General features: G+C 74.1%; 24 protein-coding genes. 11 read left to right on the forward strand and 13 right to left on the reverse strand.

Translation table 11 applies throughout. The features are described 5' to 3' along the window. Positions 1-79 precede the first annotated feature (79 nt). Positions 80-1,285 carry an FAD-dependent oxidoreductase gene (locus GPA10_RS30150; protein ID WP_157168249.1) on the reverse strand — a complete coding sequence of 402 codons (1,206 nt, stop codon included), beginning with the start codon at positions 1,283-1,285 and terminating at the stop codon, positions 80-82. Then, entirely contained in the window at positions 1,278-2,552 is a 1,275-nt protein-coding gene (locus GPA10_RS30155; protein ID WP_246260065.1) for a carboxylate--amine ligase, read from the reverse strand. The genes GPA10_RS30150 and GPA10_RS30155 overlap by 8 nt, the downstream gene beginning before the upstream one ends. Before the next feature lie 130 nt (positions 2,553-2,682). On the opposite strand from GPA10_RS30155, the gene GPA10_RS30160 reads away from it, so the two are divergent. After that, positions 2,683-3,960, forward strand: coding sequence for a glycoside hydrolase family 26 protein (locus GPA10_RS30160; protein ID WP_157168251.1), 1,278 nt, complete (start codon positions 2,683-2,685; stop codon positions 3,958-3,960). A gap of 33 nt (positions 3,961-3,993) precedes the next feature. Here the strand turns inward: GPA10_RS30160 and GPA10_RS30165 are convergent, their stop codons facing one another. From GPA10_RS30165 to GPA10_RS30205, 9 genes are read right to left on the reverse strand one after another with little or no spacing between them, the layout of a single operon-like run. Next, positions 3,994-5,157, reverse strand: a complete 1,164-nt coding sequence (locus GPA10_RS30165) for a GNAT family N-acetyltransferase (RefSeq protein ID WP_343041480.1) — start codon at positions 5,155-5,157, stop codon at positions 3,994-3,996. Continuing rightward, complete coding sequence (locus GPA10_RS30170) at positions 5,154-5,972, reverse strand: YveK family protein (RefSeq protein WP_157168252.1); 819 nt, start codon at positions 5,970-5,972, stop codon at positions 5,154-5,156. Before GPA10_RS30170 ends, GPA10_RS30165 begins: the two co-directional genes overlap by 4 nt. Next, complete coding sequence (locus GPA10_RS30175; protein WP_343041481.1) at positions 5,972-7,144, reverse strand: glycosyltransferase; 1,173 nt, start codon at positions 7,142-7,144, stop codon at positions 5,972-5,974. The genes GPA10_RS30170 and GPA10_RS30175 overlap by 1 nt, the downstream gene beginning before the upstream one ends. Continuing rightward, positions 7,141-8,100 carry a polysaccharide deacetylase family protein gene (locus tag GPA10_RS30180; protein ID WP_343041482.1) on the reverse strand — a complete coding sequence of 320 codons (960 nt, stop codon included), beginning with the start codon at positions 8,098-8,100 and terminating at the stop codon, positions 7,141-7,143. Before GPA10_RS30180 ends, GPA10_RS30175 begins: the two co-directional genes overlap by 4 nt. After that, positions 8,090-9,949 (reverse strand): lipid II flippase MurJ, encoded by a 1,860-nt coding sequence (locus GPA10_RS30185; protein WP_157168253.1) that lies wholly within the window; start codon positions 9,947-9,949, stop codon positions 8,090-8,092. The genes GPA10_RS30180 and GPA10_RS30185 overlap by 11 nt, the downstream gene beginning before the upstream one ends. Then, entirely contained in the window at positions 9,946-11,334 is a 1,389-nt protein-coding gene (locus GPA10_RS30190) for an O-antigen ligase family protein (RefSeq protein ID WP_425505836.1), read from the reverse strand. The genes GPA10_RS30185 and GPA10_RS30190 overlap by 4 nt, the downstream gene beginning before the upstream one ends. Positions 11,335-11,341: 7 nt before the next feature. Then, positions 11,342-13,144 (reverse strand): sugar transferase, encoded by a 1,803-nt coding sequence (locus tag GPA10_RS41880; protein ID WP_343041483.1) that lies wholly within the window; start codon positions 13,142-13,144, stop codon positions 11,342-11,344. Continuing rightward, positions 13,141-14,466, reverse strand: a complete 1,326-nt coding sequence (locus GPA10_RS30200; RefSeq protein ID WP_157168254.1) for a glycosyltransferase — start codon at positions 14,464-14,466, stop codon at positions 13,141-13,143. The genes GPA10_RS41880 and GPA10_RS30200 overlap by 4 nt, the downstream gene beginning before the upstream one ends. A gap of 58 nt (positions 14,467-14,524) precedes the next feature. Continuing rightward, on the reverse strand, positions 14,525-15,712 hold the full coding sequence (locus tag GPA10_RS30205) for a DUF3344 domain-containing protein (RefSeq protein ID WP_425505837.1): 1,188 nt from the start codon (positions 15,710-15,712) through the stop codon (positions 14,525-14,527). Positions 15,713-16,079: 367 nt separating this feature from the next. Between GPA10_RS30205 and GPA10_RS30210 the strand changes: the two genes are divergently transcribed. The 7 genes from GPA10_RS30210 to GPA10_RS30240 all read left to right on the forward strand — a co-directional run bounded on the left by GPA10_RS30210 (position 16,080) and on the right by GPA10_RS30240 (position 20,638). Further along, on the forward strand, positions 16,080-16,319 hold the full coding sequence (locus GPA10_RS30210; RefSeq protein WP_058850061.1) for a chaplin: 240 nt from the start codon (positions 16,080-16,082) through the stop codon (positions 16,317-16,319). 228 nt (positions 16,320-16,547) lie between these two features. After that, complete coding sequence (locus GPA10_RS30215; RefSeq protein WP_157168255.1) at positions 16,548-17,210, forward strand: hypothetical protein; 663 nt, start codon at positions 16,548-16,550, stop codon at positions 17,208-17,210. A 394-nt stretch (positions 17,211-17,604) separates the two neighbouring features. Beyond that, complete coding sequence (locus GPA10_RS30220; protein WP_058850063.1) at positions 17,605-17,877, forward strand: hypothetical protein; 273 nt, start codon at positions 17,605-17,607, stop codon at positions 17,875-17,877. 114 nt (positions 17,878-17,991) lie between these two features. After that, a complete protein-coding gene (locus tag GPA10_RS30225) occupies positions 17,992-18,495 on the forward strand; it encodes a DUF5949 family protein (RefSeq protein WP_157168256.1) in 504 nt (167 codons plus the stop codon). Continuing rightward, positions 18,495-19,160: a vitamin K epoxide reductase family protein gene (locus GPA10_RS30230; protein ID WP_157168257.1), complete on the forward strand. Its 666-nt coding sequence runs from the start codon at positions 18,495-18,497 to the stop codon at positions 19,158-19,160. The genes GPA10_RS30225 and GPA10_RS30230 overlap by 1 nt, the downstream gene beginning before the upstream one ends. A gap of 159 nt (positions 19,161-19,319) precedes the next feature. Continuing rightward, complete coding sequence (locus tag GPA10_RS30235) at positions 19,320-19,691, forward strand: tyrosinase cofactor (RefSeq protein WP_157168258.1); 372 nt, start codon at positions 19,320-19,322, stop codon at positions 19,689-19,691. A 41-nt stretch (positions 19,692-19,732) separates the two neighbouring features. Next, positions 19,733-20,638, forward strand: a complete 906-nt coding sequence (locus GPA10_RS30240) for a tyrosinase family protein (RefSeq protein WP_157168259.1) — start codon at positions 19,733-19,735, stop codon at positions 20,636-20,638. Between the two features lie 61 nt (positions 20,639-20,699). On the opposite strand, the gene GPA10_RS30245 is transcribed toward GPA10_RS30240, so the two are convergent. Continuing rightward, positions 20,700-20,963, reverse strand: coding sequence for a chaplin (locus GPA10_RS30245; protein ID WP_058850066.1), 264 nt, complete (start codon positions 20,961-20,963; stop codon positions 20,700-20,702). 208 nt (positions 20,964-21,171) lie between these two features. Between GPA10_RS30245 and GPA10_RS30250 the strand changes: the two genes are divergently transcribed. Beyond that, positions 21,172-21,456 (forward strand): hypothetical protein, encoded by a 285-nt coding sequence (locus tag GPA10_RS30250; RefSeq protein ID WP_063803635.1) that lies wholly within the window; start codon positions 21,172-21,174, stop codon positions 21,454-21,456. Between the two features lie 33 nt (positions 21,457-21,489). Here GPA10_RS30250 and GPA10_RS30255 read toward each other — a convergent pair whose 3' ends face one another. Further along, positions 21,490-22,227: a peptidoglycan DD-metalloendopeptidase family protein gene (locus tag GPA10_RS30255; protein WP_241845246.1), complete on the reverse strand. Its 738-nt coding sequence runs from the start codon at positions 22,225-22,227 to the stop codon at positions 21,490-21,492. A 503-nt stretch (positions 22,228-22,730) separates the two neighbouring features. Here GPA10_RS30255 and GPA10_RS30260 point away from each other — a divergent pair. Next, the gene (locus tag GPA10_RS30260) at positions 22,731-23,291 is read left to right on the forward strand and encodes a chemotaxis protein CheB (protein WP_425505839.1); all 561 of its coding nucleotides are present in this window, start codon (positions 22,731-22,733) and stop codon (positions 23,289-23,291) included. A gap of 6 nt (positions 23,292-23,297) precedes the next feature. Beyond that, positions 23,298-25,160 (forward strand): CheR family methyltransferase, encoded by a 1,863-nt coding sequence (locus GPA10_RS30265; RefSeq protein ID WP_157168260.1) that lies wholly within the window; start codon positions 23,298-23,300, stop codon positions 25,158-25,160. The last annotated feature ends 145 nt before the right edge of the window (positions 25,161-25,305 follow it).

Genomic DNA, 25,305 nt, shown 5'->3' on the forward strand with positions numbered 1-25,305 from the left:
CCGCGTACGGGGCTGTGTACAGGGATGTGTACGGGACGGCTGTCCGGCCCGGGTACGGGACTGCCGTCCGGCCCGCGCGTCACCCGTGCCGCAGACGCCGTCGCACCCCCGCCACGAGGCGTGCCGCCGTGAAGCCCGCGCCCTGGACGAAGCGCATGGCGGGGCCGAAGCTCGACGCGGTCGGCAGTCCGGCGAGGTAGAGACCGGGGTGCGAGGTCGTGAACCCGCCGTCCACGTGGGGCGATCCGTCGGTAAGGACGCGCAGGTTGTCCCGTACCGCGGGATCGATGACGTCCAGGCGGGAGGCCAGGGCGCGGAAGCCGGTGGCCGCGACGACGTGGTCGGTCTCCAGGACCGTGCCGCCACCCGGGCCGTCCGGGCCGTGGACCGAAAGCCGTACCCGGCCCCCGACGACCCGTGCCGCTGTGAGCCGACGCCCGGTGAGCACCTCGACCCCGCCGCTCTCCACGCGGTCCCGTACCCACCAGGCGCCCGCCGGGCCGAGGGCGGTCGCGCAGACCCCGGCGCGCGCCTGTTCCGGGAGGCGGCGGAAGAGGCCGGGCCGTTCGGCGTAGAACCAGTTGCGCCAGCCGCAGCCGAGGCCGCTGTGCGGGGCGCGTGCCGACTGCCACCACGGGCGCTGCCAGGCGGGCGGCAGGGAGTTCCAGCGCACCCGCGGGGCGCGCGCGAGGACGCGTACGCGGGTGCCCTGCTCGGCGAGGAGCGCGGCGGTCTCCAGGGCGGCCTGCCCCGCGCCGAGCACCGTCACGTCCCGGTCGCGCAGGGGGCTCAGGTCCGTGTGGTGGCTGCTGTGCGAGACGTGGGCGGGGCCCAGGTCGCGTACCGCGGAGGGGATCTCCACGAACGGCATGACGCCGACGGCGAGTGCCACCGTGCGGCCCGGGAAGGTCTCGCCGTCGGTGGTCGTGACGGCGAAGCCGGCGTCCAGCGGCCGGACCGAGCGGACGAGGCGCTCGTCGACCGGCGGGGCGGCGTGCGCGGCGAACCACAGGCCGTACGCGGCGAAGTGCTCGACCGGCAGCGGCACCCCGTGTTCGGCCCGCAGCCCCTCGTGGGCGCAGTAGGCGGCGAGGCCGTACCGGCCGGCGGGGTCGGAGAGGTCGGACGCCCACGGCTCGGACTTCAGGAGCATGCCGCGTGGCATGTGGTCGCGCCAGGAGGCCATGGGCCTGCCGAAGACGCGTACGCGGAGTCCGGCGGCAGCGGCGTGCGCGGCGACGGACAGGCCGTAGGGGCCCGCCCCCACGATCAGCAGGTCATGCATCGGTGACCGCCCGTTCCGTGGTGGGTGTGCCGGACAGGAGGGCGGGGGACGCCTCCCGGGCCCGGGTGGACAGGGTCAGCAGGATCTCCTGGGCCCCGTGCGCGAGGCGGGTGCGCGAGCGCCGGACGACGTGCTGCCGCCACCGGCGCCACAGGTACGCGGCCGGATCGGGGTCGTCGGCGTCGGACCAGGCGAACTCGGCCGCGGCGCGGGCGCGCAGGGCGGTCAGGGGCGCGTGGTTCTCCACGACGAAGACCCGGCCGGGCCGTGGCGCGGGCGCGGGGACCGGGCGGTGGGTGAGGTCCAGGTGGGCGGCGCGCACCACGTCCGTGCCGGTGGCGTCGGCGAAGAGGCGGAACTGCGCGCCGGGGCGGGGATTGAAGTCGAGCAGGTGGTAGGTGCCGGTGCGGCTGTCGCGGCGGAAGTCCAGGTCGAACGCGCCCCGGTGGCGGAGGGCGGCGAGCAGGCGCCGGGCGAGCGTCCACAGGCCGTCGTCGTGCGTCCACTCGCCGACCGTCGTGAGACCGGCTCTGCGCGGCCGGGCGCGGCGCTTGCGGCCCGTACCGCCGCCGTGGACGGTGCCGTCCCGTCCCGCGTAGCCGTGCACGAACCAGTCGGCGTCGCGGCCGCCGGGGACGTACGCCTGAAGGAGGAGCCTGCTGCCGGCCTCGGCGGTGCGCGCGTGCAGGGCCGCCGCCTCGCGCGGTGAGCGGACCAGGACGGCGCTGCGCAGACCGCGTTCGCGGGGCAGCAGCCAGGGGCGGCTCCACTTGGCCACCGCCGGGGAGCCGAGGTCCCGTACCGCGTCGGCCGCGGCACGGGGGGACGAGGGCGCGACCGTCGGCGGGTGCGCCACGCCGAGACGGGCGCAGAGACCGGCGAGGGAGCCCTTGTCGGCGAGGCGGGCGGGCAGGCCTGTCGTGGGCAGGGGCAGCAGGTAGCGGTCCGCGAGGGCGTCGGCGACGGCGTCGACGGCGAGGGCGCCCGCGTCGTCCAGGGGGATCAGGACGGCCGGGCGGCCGACGCGCGCGGCGACCCGCAGCAGCGCCGCGCGCACGTTCTCGGGCGTGGCCGGGGCGGCCGGAGGCGCGTGCAGCCGGTGCAGATGGCGGGAGCGGCCGACCGGGCCGTGCGCGTCGTCGGCCACCAGGTGCACCTCCACCCCGGCGCGGCCGAGGGAACGCACCGCACCCAGCGTTCCGTGGTGAAAGGGATTCCGGTCGAGCCGCAGCAGTACCGCGGGAACGCGTGTGTCCAGAGAGTGCAAGGTCGGCCTTACTGATTGCTCGCCCAATGGGGCGATGTGAGGTCGCGGAGGGTTAAGGACTCGTTTGGCGCAATAGAAATACATATGACGGAACGTCAGTAATCCCGGGCGGGTACCACGAGGAGCTCTCATGCGTCTTGCTTTTGTCCGTCTTGCTTTTGCCGCCGCCGGAATCATCGCGGTGACGGCGGTCACCGCCGGCCCGGGACACACCGCGGGGCGGGCCCCCGGGGCGGAGCCGCCACCGCCGCCGGCCGTGACGAAGGCCCCGGATCCGCCGGTGACCCCGGAGGTCCCCGAGGCACCGAAGGCACCGGAGACACCGAAGGCACCGGAGACACCGAAGGCACCGGAGACGTCCAAGGCGCCGCAGGCACCGGAGGCCCCCAAGGCCCCCGCCATCGGGGCGTACCTCGACTACGGCCCGGACGGCGTCGACCGGATGACCGATCTGAGCGAGTGGCTCGACGGGACCGAGCTGCGGGTGGGGCACACCTACCTGCCGGGCGACCGCTGGAGCAACATCGAGGGCGCGCCGCGCTTCCTGGAGAGCTGGGCGGCCTGGCGGAAGGCCAAGGACGACCGGATGTTCGTCCTGAACGTGCCGATGATGGAGCGCAACGAGGACCGGGTCGGCGACCGGGAGGTGCGCGGACTGCTGCGGCAGGGCGCCGCCGGTGCCTTCGACGAGCACTACCGCGTCCTGGCCGAGCGCCTGGTCCGCCTCGGGGTGCCGGACACGGTGATCGTGCTCGGCTGGGAGATGAACGGCACCACCTACACCCATCGTTGCGGTCCGGATCCGGAATCGTGGAAGGCGTACTGGAAACGCATCGTCAAGGTGATGCGTTCGGTGCCGGGACAGAAATTCGCCTTCGATTTCGCGCCGAGCCGCGGGCGGGACGCCGTGCCCTGGCCGGAGTGCTATCCGGGTGACGATTCGGTCGACGTCATCGGGATGGATTCGTACGACCAGCCGCGTGGCATGACATTCGACGAGCAGGTGCGCGAGGAATACGGCCTGCAGCATCACGTGGATTTCGCGAAGGCGCACGGCAAGCCCGTCTCGTACCCCGAATGGGGTCTCTTCCGCAATGGTGACAACGACGCGTACATGCGCCGGATGCTGAAGTGGATGGACGAGCACAAGCCGCTGTACAACACGGTCACCGACTACTGCCCGCACGGCGTGTGGCAGTGCAAGGACAACCCGAAGGCCACGAAGGTCTACCGCGAGGCGCTGTCCGGGCTGCCGGCGAACCCGGTGCCGAAGCCGAACGACCCCGTGCGGCCGCCGCACTGCTCGCCGCTGGACCTGGGCGACTGGGTCGAGTACTGGCTGGGCGGCAAGCTGTGTCTGCGGTTCGACTGGTGGGAGCGGAACGAGCAGACGAAGCCGCAGGGCTGAGGGCCCGGGGGCCAGGCTCCGGGGGCGGAGGCGTCACGGGGCGCCTCCGCCCGCGCGGCGCTCCTGCCGTTCCTGGCGCGTCCGTCGCGCCCACTCCCGTGCCGACGCCTCGCAGACCGCGGCGGTCAGGAGGGGGGTGGTGCGGGCGCGGGACAGGAGGTAGCGGCTGTTGGGGGCCGGTGCGGGGCGCCAGTGGTGCTTGTACGGTTCGTCGCCGCGCAGCAGGCTCAGGGTGCGGGGGTGTGCGCCCGCGGTGTGCCGGGTGCAGGCGTCGAGCAGCATCGTGGCCACGTCGACCTTGCGCTCCCTGAGGCTCGGGTGGGCGCCGTAGAGGTAGCCGCCCGCGAGGCGCGCCGAGAGGAGCGTCAGGTCGGCGGCGAGGACCTCCCCGTCCACCGCGAACTCCGTCATCACGGCGTCGCCCGCCGCGACCATGGGGGGCACCGCGCGCAGCAGGTGCTCGCGGAACCGCGGACGCAGGTGTTCCGACGTCACCTTGCGTCCCTGCCACTGGAGTTCGTGCAGGCGCAGCAGCGTGCGGACGGCCGCATCGGCCTCCCCGGCGGGGACGGTGCGGGCCCGAACCCCGGCCGCGGCCAGTTTGCGCAGCTTGGCGCGGGCGCGCTGCGAGGTCGTCGAGGGCAGCCGCTTCAGGAGCTCGTCCACGGGCAGCGGGGGCAGTTCGAGGCAGCGGGAGTCGGCCAGTCGACGGCGCGGGCCGCGCCACCGCTCGTACACGGTCTCGACGCACGCGCCCGCCCGCACCTCGCGGAAGTCGACGGGGGCGGTACGGGCGAGGGCGCGCAGGCCTTCGGTGAGGGCGTCCGCGGCGCGGTCGCGGGCCCGGGCGGAGAGCAGGACGTCGGCGAAGTCCGAGATCGCGCCCCCGAGGGGGCGGTGCGCGGGTACCGGCCGGAGCGTCAGCATCAGCGGCGCCGCCGCGATCAGCTCGCCGCCGTCGCGCACCAGGAGCACGCGCAGCCGACCGGGTCTGCCGTACGAACGCCACCACGAGGACAGCCACGCGTGGCTCTGGAACGGGGTCGCCTCCTCGCACTCCTGGTAGAGGCGGCGCCAGGGCCCCGCGAGGGCGGCGAACTCGCCCTCGTCGACGCAGAGTCCGGTGGTGAGAGGCCCCTGGGAGCCGGTGCGGCGGGGCCCGTGGGATTCCTGGGTACGGACGCGGGTCGTCGTCACGCGCCGCCCCTGACCTCGGCGGACGCCGGGCCCGGCACCGCCGCTCCGGGCGCGGGGCGCGCGCCGCCGCGGGGGCGCACCAGGAGCACGAGGCCTCCGAGCAGGCCGCCCGCGCACAGGCCGACCAGCGTGCTCACCGGTGCGGAGAGGGTGGAGGGCGCGGTGGGCTCGACGGCGCGCGAGAACGGCAGGAGCTTCACCTGGGTGCTGTTCTTGGTGTGGTTGGCGCTCGTGGTCAGCGCGCGGGACACCGCGTTCGCGAGGGTGGCGGCGTCGTCGGGGCGGGTGGCCGAGGCGGCGACGGAGATCATGGGCGCGTCGGGCGACGTGGCCACCTTGACGCGGCTCTGCAGCTCTCCTGGCGACACGCGCGCGGCGACCTGCGCGTCACCGAGGACCGCGAGCTGGGTGGCGACCTTGCCGTAGGCCTGCGCGAACCCCAGGGCCGTCGCGGGGTCGGTCCTGGACTGCGGTACGGCGACGACATAGCTGGTGGCGGTGTACTCGGGGGTCTGAAGCAGCCCGTACGTGCCGCCGGCCAGGGCGCCGAGGGCGGCGCAGGCCGGGAGGGTGGACCAGCGGGGCAGGCGGGTGAGCAGACGGGTGAGCAGACGGGTGCGAGGGGCGAGGCGGGCACGCAGGTCGGCGCGTAGGCGCGCGGCGGGGGACTGGGGCCGGGTCTGGGCCTGGGCCTGGTCATGTTCCTGGTCCGAGGAGCCTGCCGGGGAGCCCGGGGAGCCCGGGGAGCCCGGCGCGGTCGAGGGGCCTGCCGGTGCGGCCGAGGGGCTCGTGGGGGCGCTCGAAGGGGCGCTCATCAGGGGTTCACCTCCTGGTTCGGACCGGCCAGCACGGACGCGTAGACGTCCATCAGCCGACCGGCGCTGCGGGTGATGTCGTAGTGCCGCACGGCGGCGGGTACCGCCCGGTGCCGCGTCGGGCGGTACCCGTCACGGCGGTGCAGGCGGTGCAGCCCGTGCAGGGCGCGGGCGAAGGACTCGGGGTCGCTCGCGCAGTGCGCGGAGTCGGTGCGCTCCCCCGCGGGCAGCGCGTCGACGGCCGGACAGGACGAGTACAGGGCGGGGAGCCCGGAGGCCAGGCCCTCCATGAGCGCGAGGCCGAACGCCTCCTCCGGCGAGGGGGACGCCAGCACGTCCATGGCCGCGAACAGGGAGGGCAGATGGGCGGCGGCCCGGACGTCACCGCCCGCGCCCACCCCTTCCTCCCCCGTCTCGCCCGCGAACCGCACCCGTTCGGCGATCCCGAGCCGCGCGGCGAGCAGCCGCAGGTCCCGCTCCCGCGGTCCGGCCCCCACGAGCAGTACCCGTACGTCGGCGGGGAGCAGGGCGGCGGCGCGCAGGAGCACGTCGAAGCGCTTGCCGTCGGTGAGGCGGCCGACGCCGCCGATCACGAAGGCGTCGCCGGGCAGGCCCAGTTGGGCGCGGGCCGCCGCGCGGGCGGCCGGGTCGAAGGCGAACCGGTCCACGTCGATGCCGTTCGGCACCACCCTGATCCGCCGCCGCGGCACGCCCCACTGGTGCAGCCGGGTGCCGACGGCCGGGGACACGGCGACGGTCATCCGGCCGAGCCGCTCCCCGGCGAGGTACAGCGCGCGCACCCCGGAGGTCAGCGCCCGCCCCTCCATCTGCGAGTCGCCCAGGGAGTGTTCGGTGGCCACGACCGCGCGCACCCCGGCGATCCGGGCCGCGATCCGCCCGTACAGGCAGGCGCGGTAGAGGTGGGTGTGGACGACGTCGTAGCGGCCGGCGCGGATCAGCCGGACGAGCCGGGGCAGGACGGCGACGTCCCGGTTGCCCGCCATGCCGAGGTCGGTGACGCGGGTGCCGTCGGCGGTGATGCCGCGGGCGACGCTGCCCGCGTCGGTGAGGGTGAGGACGTCACAGGCGGCGGGTACGTGGCGCAGGAGCAGGCGGAGCTGCTGCTCGGCGCCGCCCATGCCGAGCCCGGTGATGACGTGCAGGACCCTCACGCGGTCACCGCCGCCGGGCGCAGGGTGCGGCCGCGCGGGCCGCCCGTGGCCTGCTTCAGGCGGAGCCGCCAGGGGGTGTCCTGCTGGCCGACGTGCATCCGGGGCAGCGCGAGCGGGCCGGTGAGCGCGCCGGGGCCGATGGCGCAGGCGTACCGGTACCCGGCCGCCCGCACGGCGGCGAGTACGCGCCCGTCGGCTTTTCCGTACGGGTAGCAGAAGCCGGGTACGTCCTGACCGGTCAGGTCGGCGAGGGCGGCGCGGCTGCCCGCCGCCTCCCGGCGCAGGGCGTGGTCGTCGGCGGCGGTGAGGTCGATGTGGGTGAGGCCGTGCGAGGCGATCTCCATGCCGTGCGCGGCGGCCTGCCGGATGCCGTCGGCGTCGAGGAGGGGCTTGCGGGGGCCGAGCGGGTCCCAGGCGTTGTCGCCGCCGAGCCTGCCGGGCAGGACGAAGACGGTGGCGGTGCAGCCGTGGCGGTGCAGCAGGGGCACGGCGTGGTCGAGGAAGTCGCGGTACCCGTCGTCGAAGGTGAGCCCGACCAGGCCGCGCCCGCGCCCGCGGCGGCAGGCGTCGAGGAGCCGCTCCACGGAGACCCCGCGAAGGCCCCGGCGGCGCAGCCAGCCCAACTGCGCGTCGAGCCGCTCGGGCGACACGGTGATGCGGTACGGGTCGTCGGCGGGGTCGGCCACGGAGTGGTACATCGCGATCCAGGGCGCGGTGTCGGCGGTGCGGGGTGCGGCGCCTGCCGTGCGGGGCACGGCGCCTGCCGTGCGGGGCACGGTGCCTGCCGTGCTGGGCACGGTGCCGGTTGTGCGGGGCTCGGGCGTGGCTTCCGACAGGTGTGCGCAGTGGGGGGCGTTGGTGAGACAGGTGTCGGGGCGGGAGGGCGTGCCCGCACCGGCGGGCCCGTAGTCCGGGGCGTGGCCGGATCTGCGGTCAGACGTGCGGTCATCGGTCATGGCGGCGTCGCTTTCGTGTGACGGGGCGAAGGGCACGACGGGCGGTCAGGGAAGCCCTGCGGGCGCGGCCGTCTTCGCGGGCGTGGCCATCTCCACCGGCGTGGACGTCCCCGCGGACGTGGGCGCCCCCGCGGTCCCGTCTCCGGGCGGCACCCGCCCGCGCCGCGCACCGGCGCAGCACGTACACACAAGGCCGCGCCCCCACCACCCCGCCGCCGAGCAGGAACGCGACGGCGACGACGAGGCCGCCCGCGAGGACGGCGAGCGCGGGCGGCCCGGCGTGGTGGGCGCAGAGGGCGCCGAGCGCCGCGGACCCGGCGGCGGCGAGCGCGAGGCGGGCCAGCTGGCCGACGACGGCGCGGGTGCGCAGGGGCAGGGCACGCGGCCCGAGCGCGTGCAGCAGGAGGACCGCGGTGACGCAGATCCCGGCGGCGTTGGCGCCCGCGATCCCGTACACGCCCCAGCTGCCCACGGTCAGAACGCCGAGGCCGGCCGTGGCGACGATGCCGACGGCCATCGCGGCGAACGGCGCCCAGGTGGTGCGGCCGACGGAGAAGTGCGCGCGGGCGAGGGCGCCCACCAGGGTGTGGCCGAGGAGCCCGAGGGCGTACACCCGCATGACGGCGGCCGTGGTGGCCGTGTCCGTGCCGGTGAAGGCGCCGCGCTCGAAGAGGAGCCGGACCAGGGCCGGGGCACAGGCGACGACGGTGGCGGCACCGCAGAGCACCACGGCCCCGGCGAGCACCAGGTCGCGCTCGACCCGGTCGCGCGCCCGCCGTACGTCGCCGTCGGCCAGGGCGCGGGCCACCACGGGGAAGGTGACGGTGCACAGCATCAGGGAGAGGACCATCGGCATCTGCGCGACCTTCTGCGCGTAGTTCAGATGCGAGATCGCGCCCGCGGGCAGCGAGGACGCGAGGAACCGCTCGATGAGCACCTGCGACTGACGGCACAGCGCGAACAGGAGCACGGTCCAGATGACGGCCGTCTCCAGGCGGGCGGCCGGTTCCTCGGCGGTACGCGCGTCGGGCACAGCCACAGATGCGGGCGCGGCCCCTCCCCGGTGCCGCCGCAACCGCCGCCACAGGGACGGTGCTTGTACGAGGACCATGCAGGCCCCGCCGAGGGCCACCCCGAGCGCCGCCGCCCGTACCCCGAGGGGAGCCGAGAACAGGAACAGGACGGTGATGATGGCGGCGTTGTAGGCGACGTACACGGCGGCGGGCGCGACGAAGCGCTGGTGGGCGCGGAGCGCGGCGCTGCAGTATCCGGCGAGCCCGAAGGTGAGGGCGCAGGTCGCGGTGAGGCGGGTGCAGTCCACGGCGAGGCCGGGGTCGGGCAGGCCCGGCGCGAGCAGCGTGACGAGCGGGGGCGCGGCGGCCATGAGCGCGAGCCCGGCCGCCACGAACCACAGGGCCATCTTCGGCAGCGAGGCGCGGACGAGGGCGCGCACGGGATCGCCGCCCGCGGCGGCGGTGGTCGCCGCGCGCCGGGCCAGGGCCGCGCTGAACGCGGGTACGAGGAAGAACGCGAGCCCGTCCTCGATGAGCAGCGTCGCCGCCATCTCCGGCACGGTCCACGCCACCAGGAACGCGTCGGTGTCGCTCCCGGCCCCGAAGAAGTGGGCGAGCACCTGGTCGCGCACCAGGCCGAGGAGGGATCCGGCGACGGTCAGGGCGGCGGTGACGGCGGCGGCCTTGGCGAGGAAGGAGGGGCCGGGGGCGGCGCCCCGGGCGGGGTCGGCCTCGCCCGCGGGAACAGGTGGGGGTGAGGGGGCCGGCACCCCCAGCGCCTCCGGCGACGCGGTGGCGGCCGGGGCCGTCGGGCCGGTGCCGGGAACCGCCGTCATCGGGCCGCTCCGGCGTCCGGCCCCCGCAGCCCCCACCAGGCGCACGCGCCGAGCGCGACCGCCGTCAGGACCGTCGAGGGACCGCCGATGTCCGCGTACATGAAGTCGACCAGCTGCCAGACGAGTAGCCCGCAGGCCACGAGCGCACAGTCCACGTCGGCGGACGACGGCCCGCCCCGGGCGACGTCGGCCGACGACGGCCCGCCCGGGTCCCGGGCCCGTCCGCGCGGCACGCGCACCCGCGCCCACCCCCGTACCGCGCACGCCAGCAGCGCCAGCCACCCGCCCGCGAGGGTGAGCAGCCCGAGGAGGCCCTGTTCGCTGAGGATCAGCAGGTACATGTTGTGCGGGGAGAGCAGCGGCTGGCGGCGGAACTCGCTGCCGGCGCCCGCGGTGTCGCTGCCCGACGACAGGGCGAGCGAGGCGTGGCCGTCGCGGTGTTCGGGGAAGCCCTTGAGGCCGACGCCGGTCACCGGGCGGTCCCGCCACATGTCGACGGAGGCGGCCCACATCGCGTACCGGTCGGTGACGGACTGGTCGGGGGCGTCGGTGACCTGCGTGATGCTGCTGAGCCGGTCCTGGAGCAGCTGGGAGCCCACGCCGAGCCCCGCCACCAGGACGACGGCCGCCGCGACGGCCACGAGCGCCGTGCGCAGCGCGTACCGCGCCCCGGCGAGCAGCAGCAGCGTCCCGACGGCCGCCGCCGTGGCGATCCAGGCGCCGCGGCTGAACGACAGGGCGAGCGGCACGGTGAGGAGGCCCGCGCAGGTCAGCGCGGCGGCCCGCTGCCGGGGCGCGTGCGGCCTGAAGGCGAGGGCGAGGGCGGCGACGAGCCCGTACGACACGACCGTCGCCATGCCCATCACGTCCGTCGGCCCGAACGTGCCGACGGCCCGGATGTCCTCGCCCGTGTACGAGGCGCCGGTGCCGGTGAGGTTCTGGTGCACGCCGAGCGTGCCCTGGAACAGCGCGAGGGCGACGAACGCCCAGGCGAGCAGGCGGAACTGGCGGGCGTCCCGGACGAGCACCACGGCGGCGGCGGGGACGAGCACGAAGACCTGGAGGTAGCGGGCGGCGCCGGTGAGCCCGGTGGCCGCCGACGAGGAGGCGCACGCCGCCGCGGCGATGCCGACGACCGGGAGCCCGAACAGTACGGCGGCGGTCCGCGTCAGAGGGCGGCGCGCGGTACGGACGACGTGGACGAGGGCACAGCCGACGACCAGCGCGGAGAACGCGTCGGCCGGGGTGGATCCGGAGCCCTCGCCGTCCCCGGCGGGGACGGGCAGCGCGAGCAGGGCGACCAGGAGGAGCAGGGGGACGACGGTGAGGACGGGCCGCAGGGTGCGGAGGGACAGGGGCGCTGCGGGCACGGCGGTGTGGTGCACGGGGGCCTCAGCTCCCCGTACGGCGCAGCAGACACCCGACGGTGCGCAGCAGGATGCAGAAGTCCTGCCAGAGCGACCAGCTGTCGATGTAGGCGTTGTCGAAGCGGCACCGGTCCTCGATGGAGGTGTCCCCGCGCAGGCCGTGGATCTGGGCGAGCCCGGTGACGCCGGTCTGCATGCGGTGGCGGTGCGCGTAGTGCGGGTGGCGGCGGCTGAACAGGTCGACGAAGAAGGGGCGTTCGGGGCGCGGCCCGACCAGGCTCATGTCGCCGCGCAGCACGTTCCACAGCTGCGGCAGCTCGTCCAGCGAGGTGCTGCGCAGGAACCGGCAGAACGGGCTCATGCGCCGCTCGTCCGCGACGCTCCAGCGCGTGTCCGACTCCTTGGTGTCGGCGGGCCGGTGGGTGCGGAACTTCAGGAGCGTGAAGAGGCGGCCGTCCTTGCCGACACGTTCCTGACGGAAGATCACGCCCGGCCCCTCGGTGGCGCGGAGGAGCAGGGCGCAGCCGCCGAGCACCGGCCCGCAGAGCAGGAGCAGGGTGCCGGCCACGGCGACGTCGAGCAGCCGCTTGAGCAGCTGCCGCCCCGGACCGGTCCGCGACGGCTGCCCGGTGCCGGTGAGGGGGCGGCAGCGGAACCCGGCCACGTGGTGCGGGCGGACGGCGTCGCGGAGTACGGGGTGCGCCGGGTGCGCGGGTCCGCGCGGGTCGATCTCCCACAGCTCGACGCCGAGGCCGCGCAGCACGGGCATGCGGGCGTCCTGGGCGGGGCCGCCGCCGGAGAGGAGCAGGACGGCCCGTACGTCGTTCTGGATGACGGCACGGTGCAGTTCGTCGTCGGAGGTGAGGAGGGGGAGCTGGGGTTCGGCGCTGCCGTCCGGCTCCTCCGTTCCCCCTGGTGCCCCTGGCGTCCCTTGCGTCCCTGGTGCCCCTTGTGTCCTTCGTGTCTCTGATGCCCCTAGTACTCCTTTCACTCCTCCCGGCTCTGCCGTCCCGGGCACCCCCACCACCCCGACGGGCCGCATTCCGCACCGCGGCCGTCGCAGGAGTGCCGCCGCGACGTCCCGTGCCTGGCCGCCGTGGCCGAGTACGAGTACGGGCCGGGGGCCGCGCCGTACGGTGGCCCGCCGGTGCCAGTGCGTCAGGGCGCGGCAGCCCGCGCCGAGCAGCCCGTGCACGGTGGCCGCGGTGAGCAGGGCGGACGGGGTCAGCGGTGCTACGGCGGGGACGAGGGCGGGGGCCAGGATCGCGGTCACGCACCAGGCGAGGGCGATCCGGCCGCAGAGCGCGGGCAGTTCGTCGAGGACGGCGGGCGCGAGGGAGTCCGCGTAGAGCCGTCCCTGGACGTTGAGAGCGAGGACGCAGGCGAGCAGCAGCGGGAGCAGGACCGGCGAGCGGTACGGGCCGGGGAGCAGCAGGACCGCCGCCACGGCGGCGAGGGCGTCGGCGCCGAGCAGCGTGTGGGCGTGCCGTCCGCGCCGGGCGGGGAGGCCTCTCCGGTGGCCGGTGCGGCCGGGGGTGGCGCCTCGGGGGGCCACGACGTGCGGCGCCGAGTCGGTCTCCTCGGACTGCCCACCCTGCGCGGGTGCCGCGGCCCGTTCGGGCAGCTCTTCCGACTCGGCCGGTTCGGCCCGCTGCGACTGAGGCCGCACGCTCTGCTGTGCCTCTCCGGGGGGCCCGGCCTGGGCGGCCTGGGCGGCCTGCTCCGGTGGGGCGGCCTGCCCCGGTGGCGCGGCCTGCCCCGGAGGCGCGGGCGGTGCGGGCGGCGCGGGCTGCCCTGTCGGCGAGGTGACGGTTCGTTCCGCGCTCACGTGGTGCTGCACTCCCTGTGCTCGGTGGGCGCCGTGCCCAGAAGTTCGCGGTACACCGCTTCGACCGCGGCCGCCGTGCGCCGCGCGTCGTGGTGGTCCAGGACGTGCGCGCGTCCCTGCCGGCCCAGGCGGTCGCGCAGGGCGGGGTCCCGCAGCAGGGCGGTCAGGGCTCCGGCGAGCGCGGCGGGGTCGTTGGGCGGTACCAGGGCGTGGTCGTGGTGGCCGGGCGGCAGGCTCTCGCGGGCGCCGTCCACGTCCGTGAGGACGACGGCACGGGCGCAGGCCATGGCTTCGAGGGGCGCGAGGGCCATGCCCTCCCAGCGGGACGGCAGGACCACCAGGTCGGCGGCCTGGTACCAGAGCAGCGGGTCGGCCGCCGCCCCTGCGAATGTCACCGGTGCTGACGCTGACGCTGACGCAGACGCAGACTCCGACTCCGACGCGGACGCCTCGTCCGCGAGCGCCCGCAGCGCCGCCGCGTCCGGCCCCTCACCCACCAGGACGAGCCGGGCCCCGGGCAGCCGCGAGGCCACGTGGCTCCAGGCGCGCAGGAGCACGTCCTGACCCTTCTGCCTGCACAGCCGCCCCACGCAGACCACGAGCGGGGAGTCGGTGTCGGGGCCGGGCCCAGATCCGGGTCCAGGTCCGGGTCCGGGTCCGGGGAGCAGGGCGCGGGCCGCGCGCCGATCCGCGGGGACGAAGCGCTCGGGGTCGACGCCGTTCGGGACGACCGAGCAGGGCCCCCCGATGCCCGCGCGGCGCCCGGTGTCGCGCTCGGCCTCGCTGACGCACAGGGTGCGTGCCGTCCAGCGGGCCGCGTGCCGCTCCCAGGTGCGGGCGAGCAGCGCGACGCCGCCGTCGACGGCCTCGAACGACCAGGCGTGCGGCTGGAACACGGTGGGCACGCGGCCGCGCACCGCGACGCGGGCAGCGAGCCCGGCCTTGGCGCTGTGCGCGTGCACGAGGGCGGGCCGGACGGCGTCGACGATCTCGGCGAGGCCGCGCACCTCGGACCGCAGTCCGGGCCCGGGGGAGCGGGCGGCCGCCCACGGGTGCACGGGCACGGCCACGCCCCCGGCCGCCCGTGCCAGGGTGCCACCGTCCGGGCAGGCCAGGTGCACGTCCATCCCGGCAGCGCGCTGCGCCGCGACCAGGTCGGTGACGACCCGCGCCACGCCGCCGTCGACGGGCTGACTGACGTGCAGGATCCGCGGCGGGGACGAGGCGTACGAGGAGGCGCTCGGGGAGGACGATGAGGAGTTCGCGGAGTTCGGGGAGTTCGCGGAGTTCGGGGAGTACGAGGAGTACGAGGGCAGTTGCATGCACGACTCCTTGGGGGGATCCGTTTCCGTTTCCGTGGTCAGGACGGCGGAAGACGCGCTACCGGGGCCCGTCGGCGTACCGGGCCACGCCCTCCGGCACATCCACCGCGGCGAACAGGACCCCGATCCACGCCGCGTCCGCGCGCGAGGACACCCGCAGCGTCAGATCGCCCCGGGGCCCGCGCAGCCGCTCGCCGAGGGGCAGCACGTCGGAGTCGTAGCCGAGGGTGTTGGCGTACGCGGGGCTCCTGCGGGCGGGCGGGCCCGGCTCGCTGACGGTGGAGTTGAGGACGTCGTCGGAGGGGTTGGCGGGGTCGGAGAGGGTGACGGGCCTGCCGCCGCGCCCGGCGGACACGCGCAGGGCGTCACCGCGGGCACCGCGGTCACCGTCGTACGCGACGAGCCCGACGACCCCGCGGCCGGCACCGAACCGGCCCCTGGGGGCGCCCTGAACATCGGAGGCGGCGACCCGGACCCCGGACGCGGCGGCCCCCGCCCCGCCGAAGGAGTCGAAGCCGTCCCACAGCGAGAGCGACCGCAGCGGCTCGCGGGCGTTCTCGTACGCCACGACCAGGGTCCAGCCGCCCCAAGCCCCGGCCCTGGAGTGCCCCATCGCCACGTTGACCTGCGCCACGGTGTAGCTCCCGCCGCCGGAGTCGCGTACCAGCGAGGTGACGTCGGCGGAGGCCTGGAAGGCGTCCGCGCCGTGGGCGACGCGGTGCCCCACGAGGGTGTCGGCGAACAGGGCCCGGTACCGGCCGCCGGGCTCGGCGATCAGGACCCGGCCGTTGTCCTTGGGCGGCTTCTGCTCACCGGCGCGCAGGTTGCCGCCCCAGTACAGGCGGGCGTAGGAGACCTGGGCCCCGGCGGGCAGCCGGACCTCGCCCGCACTGGAGTTGTAGGTGTTCGGGTCGTTGTCGATGTCCGTGTAGAACATGTCGAAGTCGTGGTTCGCGCCGGGACCGCCGCGCCGCACGTCCGCGCACGCCGCCGCACCCGCGGCCGCCGACTGGGTGCGGGGCACCGGACGGCGGCAGGTGATCGCCGAGTTGGCGGCCCGGACGATCCCGCCGTGCTGGACCGCGTGGTACCGCTGCGCGAAGGCGATACGGGCCTGCTCGCCGCGCGGCACGGGCACGATCGGCGCACCCGCGGCGGTCGCGCCGTTCAACGTGAGGCAGCCGGTGAGGGCGAGCGCCCCGATGAGGAAGCGGCGGCCGCGATGTACGCGATGTACGCGCCGCACCCGACATGCCCGACGCACCCGACATGCCCGACGCACCCGACGCAGGCCCAGAAGATGACGCATGACGGCACTGGCCTTCCACGGTGTGAAGAGTTCCGAACCACAGCAGTCAACGGTTGATCACATGAAATGCGCACATCTGAGCGCTTATGACGGAAATAGACTGAGAAGGAAGCGCAACAGTAGCGTTTATTGCGGGAGTTTCTACCTACTGCGCGGCGTGTGTCGGATTGGTGAAGCGTGTGGGCGATCCGCGAGCGACACATCACTCATCTGGGCGCACAACCCCGCGTCGGGGAAGGCAGTTGATCCCCACACCGAGCATCACGCACGGATTCCGCAAGATCAGAACAAGGAGCAGAACTCCATGTCGCGTACCAGCAAGGCCCTTGCCCTGTCCGCCGTCGCCGCCGCCGCGGTGGCCGGAGGCGCCGGTGTCGCCGCTGCCGACAGTGGCGCCCAGGGTGCGGCCACCCACTCCCCCGGTGTCATCTCGGGCAACGCCATCCAGGTGCCGGTTCACGTCCCGGTGAACGTGTGCGGCAACACCGTCGACATCATCGGTCTGCTGAACCCGGCGTTCGGCAACACCTGCGTCAACGACTGACGCAGCATCGACTGACACGGCGTCGCCTGACGCACCGTCGGCTCAGCGGCGGCCGCCCCCTGTCTCGGGGCGGCCGCCGCTTCCGTGTGCCGGGGCCACGACGGCGAACGGGCTACCTCCGGTTGCGGACCGGGAGCGGTGTTCGGACGGTGATCACAGGATCAGACGCATCACCGAGACGCATCACCGAGACGCATCGCCAATACGCATCACCGAAGGGAAACACCCATGCGAGCTCTGCCTGTACGGCGCATCGCGACGACCTTCCTGTGCACCGCCCTGCTGCTCGGCACCGCGGGCCCCGTCCACGCGGCGTCCCACGACGACCCTGCGCGCGACGCGGCCCGGGACGCGGGCCAGGGCGCGGCACGGATCGCGCCGCAGGCACCCGTGCCCGGCGCCGACGCGCTCCTCGCGCAGACCAAGCAGCTCGCGGGCCTCGGCGGCGTCCTCACGCCGGTCACCGACCTGCTCACCGCGGTCCTCAAGGCACCGGACGGCAAGGTGCCCGCACCGGACCTGGCCAAGCTCACCGACGCCGTCAAGAAGGGCCTCGACGCGGCCAAGGCGCCGGCCCCCAAGGGCCCCGAGTTCCCCGGCACCGCCGCCGACACCCCGAAGCTCCCCCTCGGCGGCGCACCGGAGGCCAAGGCCGCCCCGCTCGGCGCGAAGGCGCCCCTCGACGTCAAGGCCGACGCCGCGGCGGCGCTGCAGAAGGCGGTCGACGCCCTGGTCAAGGCCGTCACCGCGGGCGACCCCAAGGCCATCGCCAGGGAGGTGCCCGCGGTCATCACCGGCCTGGTCAACTTCGCGGTGGCCACACTCCTCGGCGGCGGACTCCCCAAGCCGAACCTGCCGGGCCTGCCCGCGCTGCCGAAGCCGCCCGCCTGACGCGTACGCGCGCACGCCTGCCACGTACGCGCACACGTCTGCCACGTACGCGCACACGTCTGCCACGTACGCGCACGCGCCTGACGCGTACGCGCACACGCCTGCCAAGAACGCGCACGCGTACCTCGCACACCGGCGACCACCGGCCGCCGCCCCGGAAGAGAACGGGGGCGGCGGCCGGTACCGAACACGATCCGGAAATGGGCCGGTTGATATGAGAATCGTGGACCCGTTTATCCGGCGGGTCCGCGCGAGGTGCGCGGAAGTTTCCTTTCGAGGGTTTCCGTACCGGCCTGCGCTCGTTAGGCGTAGTGAACCGAGCCGGCAGGCAATAGCCGCCTGGACCGCGCCCCGCAGGCGCCCGGAGTCGGGATTCGCCGAAGAAAGGAACACGATGAAGTCCCTCAAGGCCGCCGCTGTCCTGGCCGGGTCGATCGCTGTCGCCGGTGCCGCCACGCCCGCCTTCGCCGGTGACCTGACGCCCTCCAGCCTGAACGGCGGCGTGGAGACCCTGACCAGCCAGGGGCTCCTCGACCCCAAGCCGGTGGGCACCAACATGCTGAGCCCCGAGAACAAGGACTCCGTCGTCAACGCCGTCAACGACGTGGCGAAGAGCGTGAGCGGCAAGGGCGGCCCCGGCAAGCTCCTCGGTGGGCTTCCCGCCTGAAGGTCGAACCCGGGCCGCACATCGTGACCCCTTCGGGTGACGCCACTGCCGCACTGCGCCAGACAGGTGACAAAGGCGCCGGAACGGCCGCCGTACGTCTATACGGTGCAGCCCATGACCTCAACGTCCAACGAACAGCGCACCTTCCGGGTGTCCGACCTCGGGACCCTCGCCGTGCTCGCCTGGAGCGGCAAGCACCCGGAGGACGAGAAGGACATGGCCTTCATCCTCGCCTACTCCCTGGGCGATGCCGAAGGCGGCCCCGAGGCCACGGCCGAGGCCATCCGCACCCTCCTGCACAACGAGAAGCTGCCGATCGGCGGCCCCGTCCTGGACGGCGCGCGCCATCCCTCCCTGCCGGTCGGCCTTCTCGTCGAGGCCGAGCAGGCCGTCGTCACCATGCCGTACGTCAAGGCGCAGTGCGCCGTTCCGCCGGAGTGGCTGACCGCCGTGCGGCTGCGCGGCCACGCCTACTTCATGATCTCCACGGTGGCCTGGCCCGAGGGCAAGCCCGGCAGCCCCGTCGACGAGAACGCCCTGCGGGCCTTCGCGGGCTCCGAGGAGACCATGCTGAACGCGGCACACTGCCTGCTGCCCGTGCGCAGGCTGCGCGGCTGATGCGCACCGTCACCCCGACGGGCCGGGTGCCCGCGCAGGGCTCCACCGCGGGACCGGTCCCCGCCACCGGCCCCGACGCCCCCCGGGCCGCCGCGAGCGGGCGCGGACTCGGGCTGCTCCTCCTGCTCACGGGCGCGGCGGGGCTGCTCGCGTCCTGGGTCATCACCCTCGACAAGTTCAAGCTGCTCCAGGACCCGGACTACGTACCGGGATGCAGCATGAACCCGGTGGTGTCCTGCGGCAGCATCATGAAGAGCGAGCAGGCGGCCGCGTTCGGGTTCCCCAACCCGATGCTCGGGCTCGCCGCGTACGCCGTCGTCTGCTGCGTCGGCGCAGGGCTGCTCGCCGGGGCCCGCTTTCCCGCCTGGTACTGGCTGACGTTCCACGCGGGCGCCGCCTTCGGCGTGGTCTTCTGCGGCTGGCTGCAATTCCAGTCCCTTTATCGCATCAACGCGCTGTGCCTGTGGTGCTGTCTGGCGTGGGCGGCCACGCTCGTGCTGTTCTGGTACGTGACCTCGCACAATGTGCGCCACGGAATTCTGCCCGCGCCCGCGTGGCTGCGCGCGTTCCTGGACGAGTTCACCTGGGTGCTTCCCGTGCTGCATTCGGGTGTCATCGGGATGCTGATCCTGACGCGGTGGTGGGATTTCTGGACGACGAGCTGATTTCCTGACGCCCGGCTCCCCTGTCGCGCCGACTTTCTGACGCCCAGCCGGCCTGTCGCTCCGACTTCCTGACACCCAGAAGTTCCGCCGTCCTTTTTCCCGCCCCGGACATCACGGGAGGAGACCGCCCCAGTGCTGTTTTCCCGCACCGTCCCCCGGATGTCGCGCAGACGCCTCATCGCCGTCGCGGGCACGGCCGTCCTCGGTGCCGCGGGGGCCTTCCGCGGGCTGAGCGGCCGGTACTTTCCCCCGGACGAGGGGCAGCCGGGCGCGCCGGGCGGCCCCGCGTTCGACGAGACGTACCGGGGGCGGCGCATCCAGGGCGAGCCGACCACCGGCGGGGCCGCCCACGGTCCGCACGGCTGGCGGGTCACCGTGGACGGGAAGCCGCTCGGGGTGATGCGCCGCGCCGACGGCAGCTATCTGAGCATGGTCGACCACTACGGGTCGTACGGGACGCCGCTGGCCGCCGCGCGGGGCGCGGTCGACGAACTCGGCGAGGGCCAGGCACTCGGCGGCCTGCTGCACTGAGCGCCGCGCCCCGCACCGGAGAACGGACGGAGTCGACGAACATGGACCACACGGTCCACACAGCCCACGCGGCCCCCACGGTCCACACGCGCAGGAACCAGCGGAGTCTCAGCCGTGCCGAGCGGCGCCGGTTCGTCGGCGCCGTGCTCGGGCTCAAGCGCAGCGGCGCGTACGACGACTTCGTGCGCAGACACATCGACCACTACGTCTCCGACGGCGACGACCGGCTGCGCGCCGCCCATATGACCCCCACCTTCCTGCCCTGGCACCGGCGCTTCCTGCTCGACTTCGAGCGGGCCCTGCGCCGGGTCGACGGCGGCGTCACCGTGCCGTACTGGGACTGGACGAAGGACCGCACACCGGCCGCGTCGCTGTGGGGCGAGGACCTGATGGGCGGGACGGGACGGCGCGGCGACCGGCGGGTGACGACCGGTCCCTTCGCCCGCGGCAACGGCTGGATCGTCAAGGAGGGCGTCACCGACGGCGACTTCCTCACCCGCGACCTGGGCCGCCCCGCCGACCCGCTTGACCTGCCGACCCGGCAGGACGTGGCCTGGGCGACGGCGGAGAAGGTGTACGACGTGTCGCCCTGGGACTCCACATCGCCCCGCGGGTTCCGCAACCGACTGGAGGGCTGGACGTCCGACATCGGCAGCGGCCGGTGGCGCAACCACAACCGGGTGCACCGCTGGGTCGGCGGGCACATGCTCGGCGGTGCCTCCGTGAACGACCCGGTGTTCTGGCTGCACCACGCCTTCGTCGACCTGCTGTGGACCAGGTGGCAGCGGCAGCACCCGGACGCCGCGCCGTTCCTGCCGGAGCGGCCGCCCGCCCTCGGCGAGCCGCAGTACCGGCGCATCGTCGCGCGCCACGAGCCGATGCCGCCCTGGCGCACGACCCCGCAGGACATGCTCAGCCACCGGGGGATCTACCGGTACGCCGAGTAGCAGGACGCACGGAGGAGCCCCCGGGACCACCCGGGGGCTCCGTCGTCGTTCGTCCCTCGGGTCAGCCGCCGTAGCCGTGGTCGCCGCCGTTGTTGGCGCACTGGTTGCCGAAGGTCGGGTTCAGCAGACCGACGATGTCGACGGTGTTGCCGCAGACGTTGACCGGCACGTTCAGGGGGACCTGGAGCAGGTTGCCCGAGACCACACCCGGGGAGCCGACAGCCGCACCCTGCGCACCGGCGTCCGCAGCGGCCAGACCGGCGCCGCCGAGGATGACGGCACCCGTGCCGAGCGTGACAGCGGCTGCCTTCGCGAAGCGAGACATCACGTTCTCCTTTTGCGTGGGGAATGTATGAAGAGATACGGCCGCACGGGGGTACGGCCGTATTTCCCTTAACGCACGGTGTTGACGCGAAGTCACGCCGAGCGGGGCCGCCCGCATTCGCTGCCGAAAGGCTTGGCGAAGGTCCGCTTCCTGAGTGATGTCGAAATGGCGGCCGTATCCTCCGCCGTGCCCGGACGTTTTCCAGGGCATGACATCACCACGCCGACTCATGGCCGCCGTCTCCCTCGCCGCCGGTGCCGCGGCGCTGGCCGCACCCACCGCGCACGCGTCCACCGACGCTCCGGCGCAGCAGCAGAAGTCCGTCCTCGCCATGGTCGACGATCTGCAGACCTCGGCCCTGCCCGCCGAGCGGCGGCACGAGGTGCCCACCGTCGCCGGTCAGCTCGGCGGCATGAACCAGCTCTGGCAGCTCACCCAGCTCGTCGCCCCGGTGGCACCCCTCCTGAACCTGGTGCCCGCCGTCGCGGAGTAGCCGACGGCGGCCCCCGGGGACCCGAACCGCCCTCTACAGCAACCGGACGCCGCGCCTGGCCAGGTAGGAGACGGGGTTGACGTCCGAGCCGTAACCGCGCCGGGCCCGTATCTCCAGATGGAGGTGCGGGCCCGTGGCGCGTCCGGTGGCGCCGCTGTAGCCGATCCGGGCGCCGGGGCGGATGCGCTGGCCCTGGCGGACCGAGATGCGCGACAGATGGCCGAAGACGACGTAGTGCCGGTCCTTCAGGCGCACCGTCACCGCCTTGCCGTACGCCCCCGACCAGCGGGCGAGGACCACGACGCCGCCGCCCACCGCGTACACCGGGGTGCCGTTCGGGACGCCCAGGTCGATGCCGGTGTGGTGCCCGGCGGCCCAGTTGCCGCGCACGCCGTAGCGCGACGTCACGCGGTAGCGGCGGCGCAGCGGCCTGGCGAAGCGGCCCGGGGGGCGCGCGGGTACCTCCAGGCCCCGGCTGTCCTCGTCCGGGGGCAGCGCGGCCTCGGCAGCCGTGAGGTCCGCCTCGAACTCCTCGTCGAAGTCCGCTGCGCACCCGTCCCGGCCCGGTGGGGCCGCGCCCGCGTCCCGCGGGTCCCAGTCCTCCGGCGGGAGCCAGCCCTCCTCGCGCGGGACCCAGTCGTCCTCGTCGGCGGCCGCGGGTGTCGCCATCGTTCCTGACAGCGCCCCGCCGACCAGCAGTCCTGCGGCAAGCCCGAGCGCGTCCCGTCGTGTGGTGCCCGCTTGGTGCGGGCTGTCTATGTGGTAGCCCATAGCTGCCAGCACAACCGGACGGTCACCTCCCCGCACGGCCGATTGCGCCGCCTGGGCTAAGGCCCGGCGCCCCGGGAGGAAGCCCACCGCTCTCGCGCCCGGGGGAGCCCGCTCTCGCATCCGGGGGAGCCCGCTCTCGCATCCGGGGGAGCCCGCCCTCGCCCCCGGGGGAGCCCGCCCTCGCACCTGGGAGGAGCCCCCCGCACCCGGGGCAGCCGCCCTCGACCCCCGGAACGCGGGCGCCCTCCAGTGCGTACCGCCCCGTACCCGGCGCCCCCGGCGCCGCGCCCGCCCCCCGGGCGCGGTCGAGCCGGTAGTGGCCGCGGTCGAGCCGTTGTGGCCGCATATGCCCCCGCGCCCCGGTCCTGACCGGGGCGGCCCGCGCTAGGCTCGGCAGCGTGACGGCTCCTCACTACGCAGCAGCCAAAGAGCAGTCCGCGGCGGACGTCGCGCAGCCTGCGGCGGCGGACACGCACGCGGACCTGAGCCCTTCCCGCGCGGTCGTGGCCATCGCCACCTCGGCCGGCGGTCTGCACGGCGCGTCCGTGGTGCTCGCCGGCCTCGGTCCCGGTCTCTCCGTGCCCGTCCTGCTCGTACAGCATCTGGACCCGCACCACCGCACCGTCATCGCCCAGGTCCTGTCCCGGCGCGTGCGGCTGCCCGTCAAACTGGCGGAACAGGACGAGAGGGCACGGCCGGGCACCGTGTACATCGCGCCGCCCGACCGGCACCTCCTGATGAGCGAGGACGGTGTCCTGACGCTGTCGGACAGCGCGGCCGTGCACTTCGTGCGCCCCTCCGCCGACCTGCTCTTCGAGTCGGTGGCGGCGGCGTACGGCCCCAGGGTGGTCGCCTGCGTCCTCACCGGGTCGGGCCGTGACGGCGCCTCCGGCGTGGAGGCGGTGAAGGCGCACGGCGGCACCGTCATCGTGCAGGACCCGCTGACGGCGGAGTTCAGCGGCATGCCTCAGGCCGCCGTGGGTACGGGTGCCATGGACTTCGTGCTACCTCTGGAGGAGATCGCCGCGGTCATCCGCGGGCTCGTCGAGGACAAGAGGCAGTGAGCAGTGATGGGTGAGCCGCAGGGCACCGAGACGGATGAGGAACTCGAACAACTTCTCGGCTTTCTGCGAGATGCCCGAGGCTTCGACTTCACCGGCTACAAGCGTTCTTCGCTCGGCCGCCGCATCCGCAAGCGGATGTCCGACGTCGACATCAGTACGTACCGGGACTACCGCGACCGTCTCGAAACCAACGCCGACGAGTTCGGCGCCCTGTTCAACACCATCCTGATCAACGTCACTTCGATCTTCCGCGACCCGGACGCGTGGACGTTCCTGCAACGCGAGGTCGTGCCCGACCTGCTCTCCGGCCTCGGTCCCGACGAGGAGATCAGGGTGTGGAGCGCGGGCTGCTCCAGCGGAGAGGAGGCCTACTCCCTGGCGATCATGTTCGCCGAGGCTCTGGGCATCGAGGAGTGCCTGAGCCGCGTCAAGATCTACGGCACGGACGTCGACGAGGAGGCGCTGCGCGAGGCCCGCTCGGCGCTCTACACCGCCAAGGCCCTGGAGGCCCTGCCGGCCGAGCTGCGCGAGAAGTACTTCGAGCAGAACGGCGCGCAGTTCGGCTTCCGCCCCGATCTGCGCCGCCGGGTCATCTTCGGCCGGCACGACGTGACCCGCGACGCCCCGATCTCCCGGCTCGACCTGCTGGTCTGCCGGAACACGCTGATGTACTTCAACGTCGAGGCGCAGGCGCAGATCATCGACCGCTTCCACTTCGCGCTGCGGGAGCGGGGCTTCCTCTTCCTCGGCAAGGCGGAGATGCTCCTGAACGACGCCGAACGCTTCGAGGTCATGAGCATGCGCCAGCGCGTGTTCAGACGGCGCATCGGCGACGCGGGCCTGCCCTACCAGCCGGCCCCTCTGAAGATCCGGTCGGTCGGCGGCATGGAACAGCGCTCGGTGGCACGCCACCGGCAGCTGCGCGACCTGATGCTCGACGCCCTGCCGCTGCCCGCGGTCGCCATCGACATCGACGGCACGGTCGTCCTGATCAACGGTCATGCGCGGACCCAGTTCGGGCTCACCACGAACGACTGCGGGCGGCTCTTCCAGGACCTGGAGATCTCCTACCGGCCCGTGGAGCTGCGCTCGCTGATCGAGCAGGCCACGCACGAGCGCAGGACCCTGCGCGTGAACCGCGTCGAACGGCACGTGGCCGAGGCCGTCCAGTTCTACGACATCGTGATCCAGCCGCTGTCCGGGGCCGACGGTCTGCCCGCGGCCACCATCATCACGTTCACCGACGTCACGGTCGCCACCCAGCTCAAGGCCGAGGTCAAGCGCGTACGCGAGGACCTGGAGACCGCATACGAGGAGCTCCAGTCGACCAACGAGGAGCTGGAGACCACCAACGAGGAACTCCAGTCCAGCATCGAGGAGCTGGAGACCACCAACGAGGAGCTCCAGTCGACCAACGAGGAGCTGGAGACCACCAACGAGGAACTCCAGTCCGGCAACGAGGAACTGGAGACCATGAACGAGGAGATGCGCATCCGCTCGGAGGAGTTGGACGAGGTCCGCGCCTTCCTAGAGGGTGTGATGAGCAGCGTCGCGGCCGGCGTGGTCGTCCTCGACGGCGACATGCGGGTCAAGAGCTGGAACCGCGGCGCGGTCGAGCTCTGGGGGCTGCGCGCCGACGAGGTCCTCAATGAGACCTATTTCGGGCTCGACTTCGGGCTCCCCGTGGAAGAATTGCGGCCGCTCGTCCAGAAGTGCCTCGACTCGGGCCGGCGCACGGCGCAGATCGGGGTGTCCGCCGTGAGTCGCATCGGGCGGCCCATCGTCTGCAACGTCATCTGTTCCCCGTTCGACGGGCACAACGGCGGAGTGGTGCTCCTCATGGAGGAGGCGAGCGACGACGCCGGCTGACGTAACTCTTCTCGTACGGAAGCAGTGGCCGGGTGTGCGTCCGGGGGACGAGGTACGTCGGACATTCGTAGGGGGAGCGTCCGGTTCGGGGCGCTGCCGGAGCGGATGGATCAGGCCGACTTGTGGCGAGAAGTACCGATAACGT

It is taken from the genome of Streptomyces typhae (genome assembly GCF_009755605.1).
GTDB classification, from domain to species: domain Bacteria; phylum Actinomycetota; class Actinomycetes; order Streptomycetales; family Streptomycetaceae; genus Streptomyces; species Streptomyces typhae.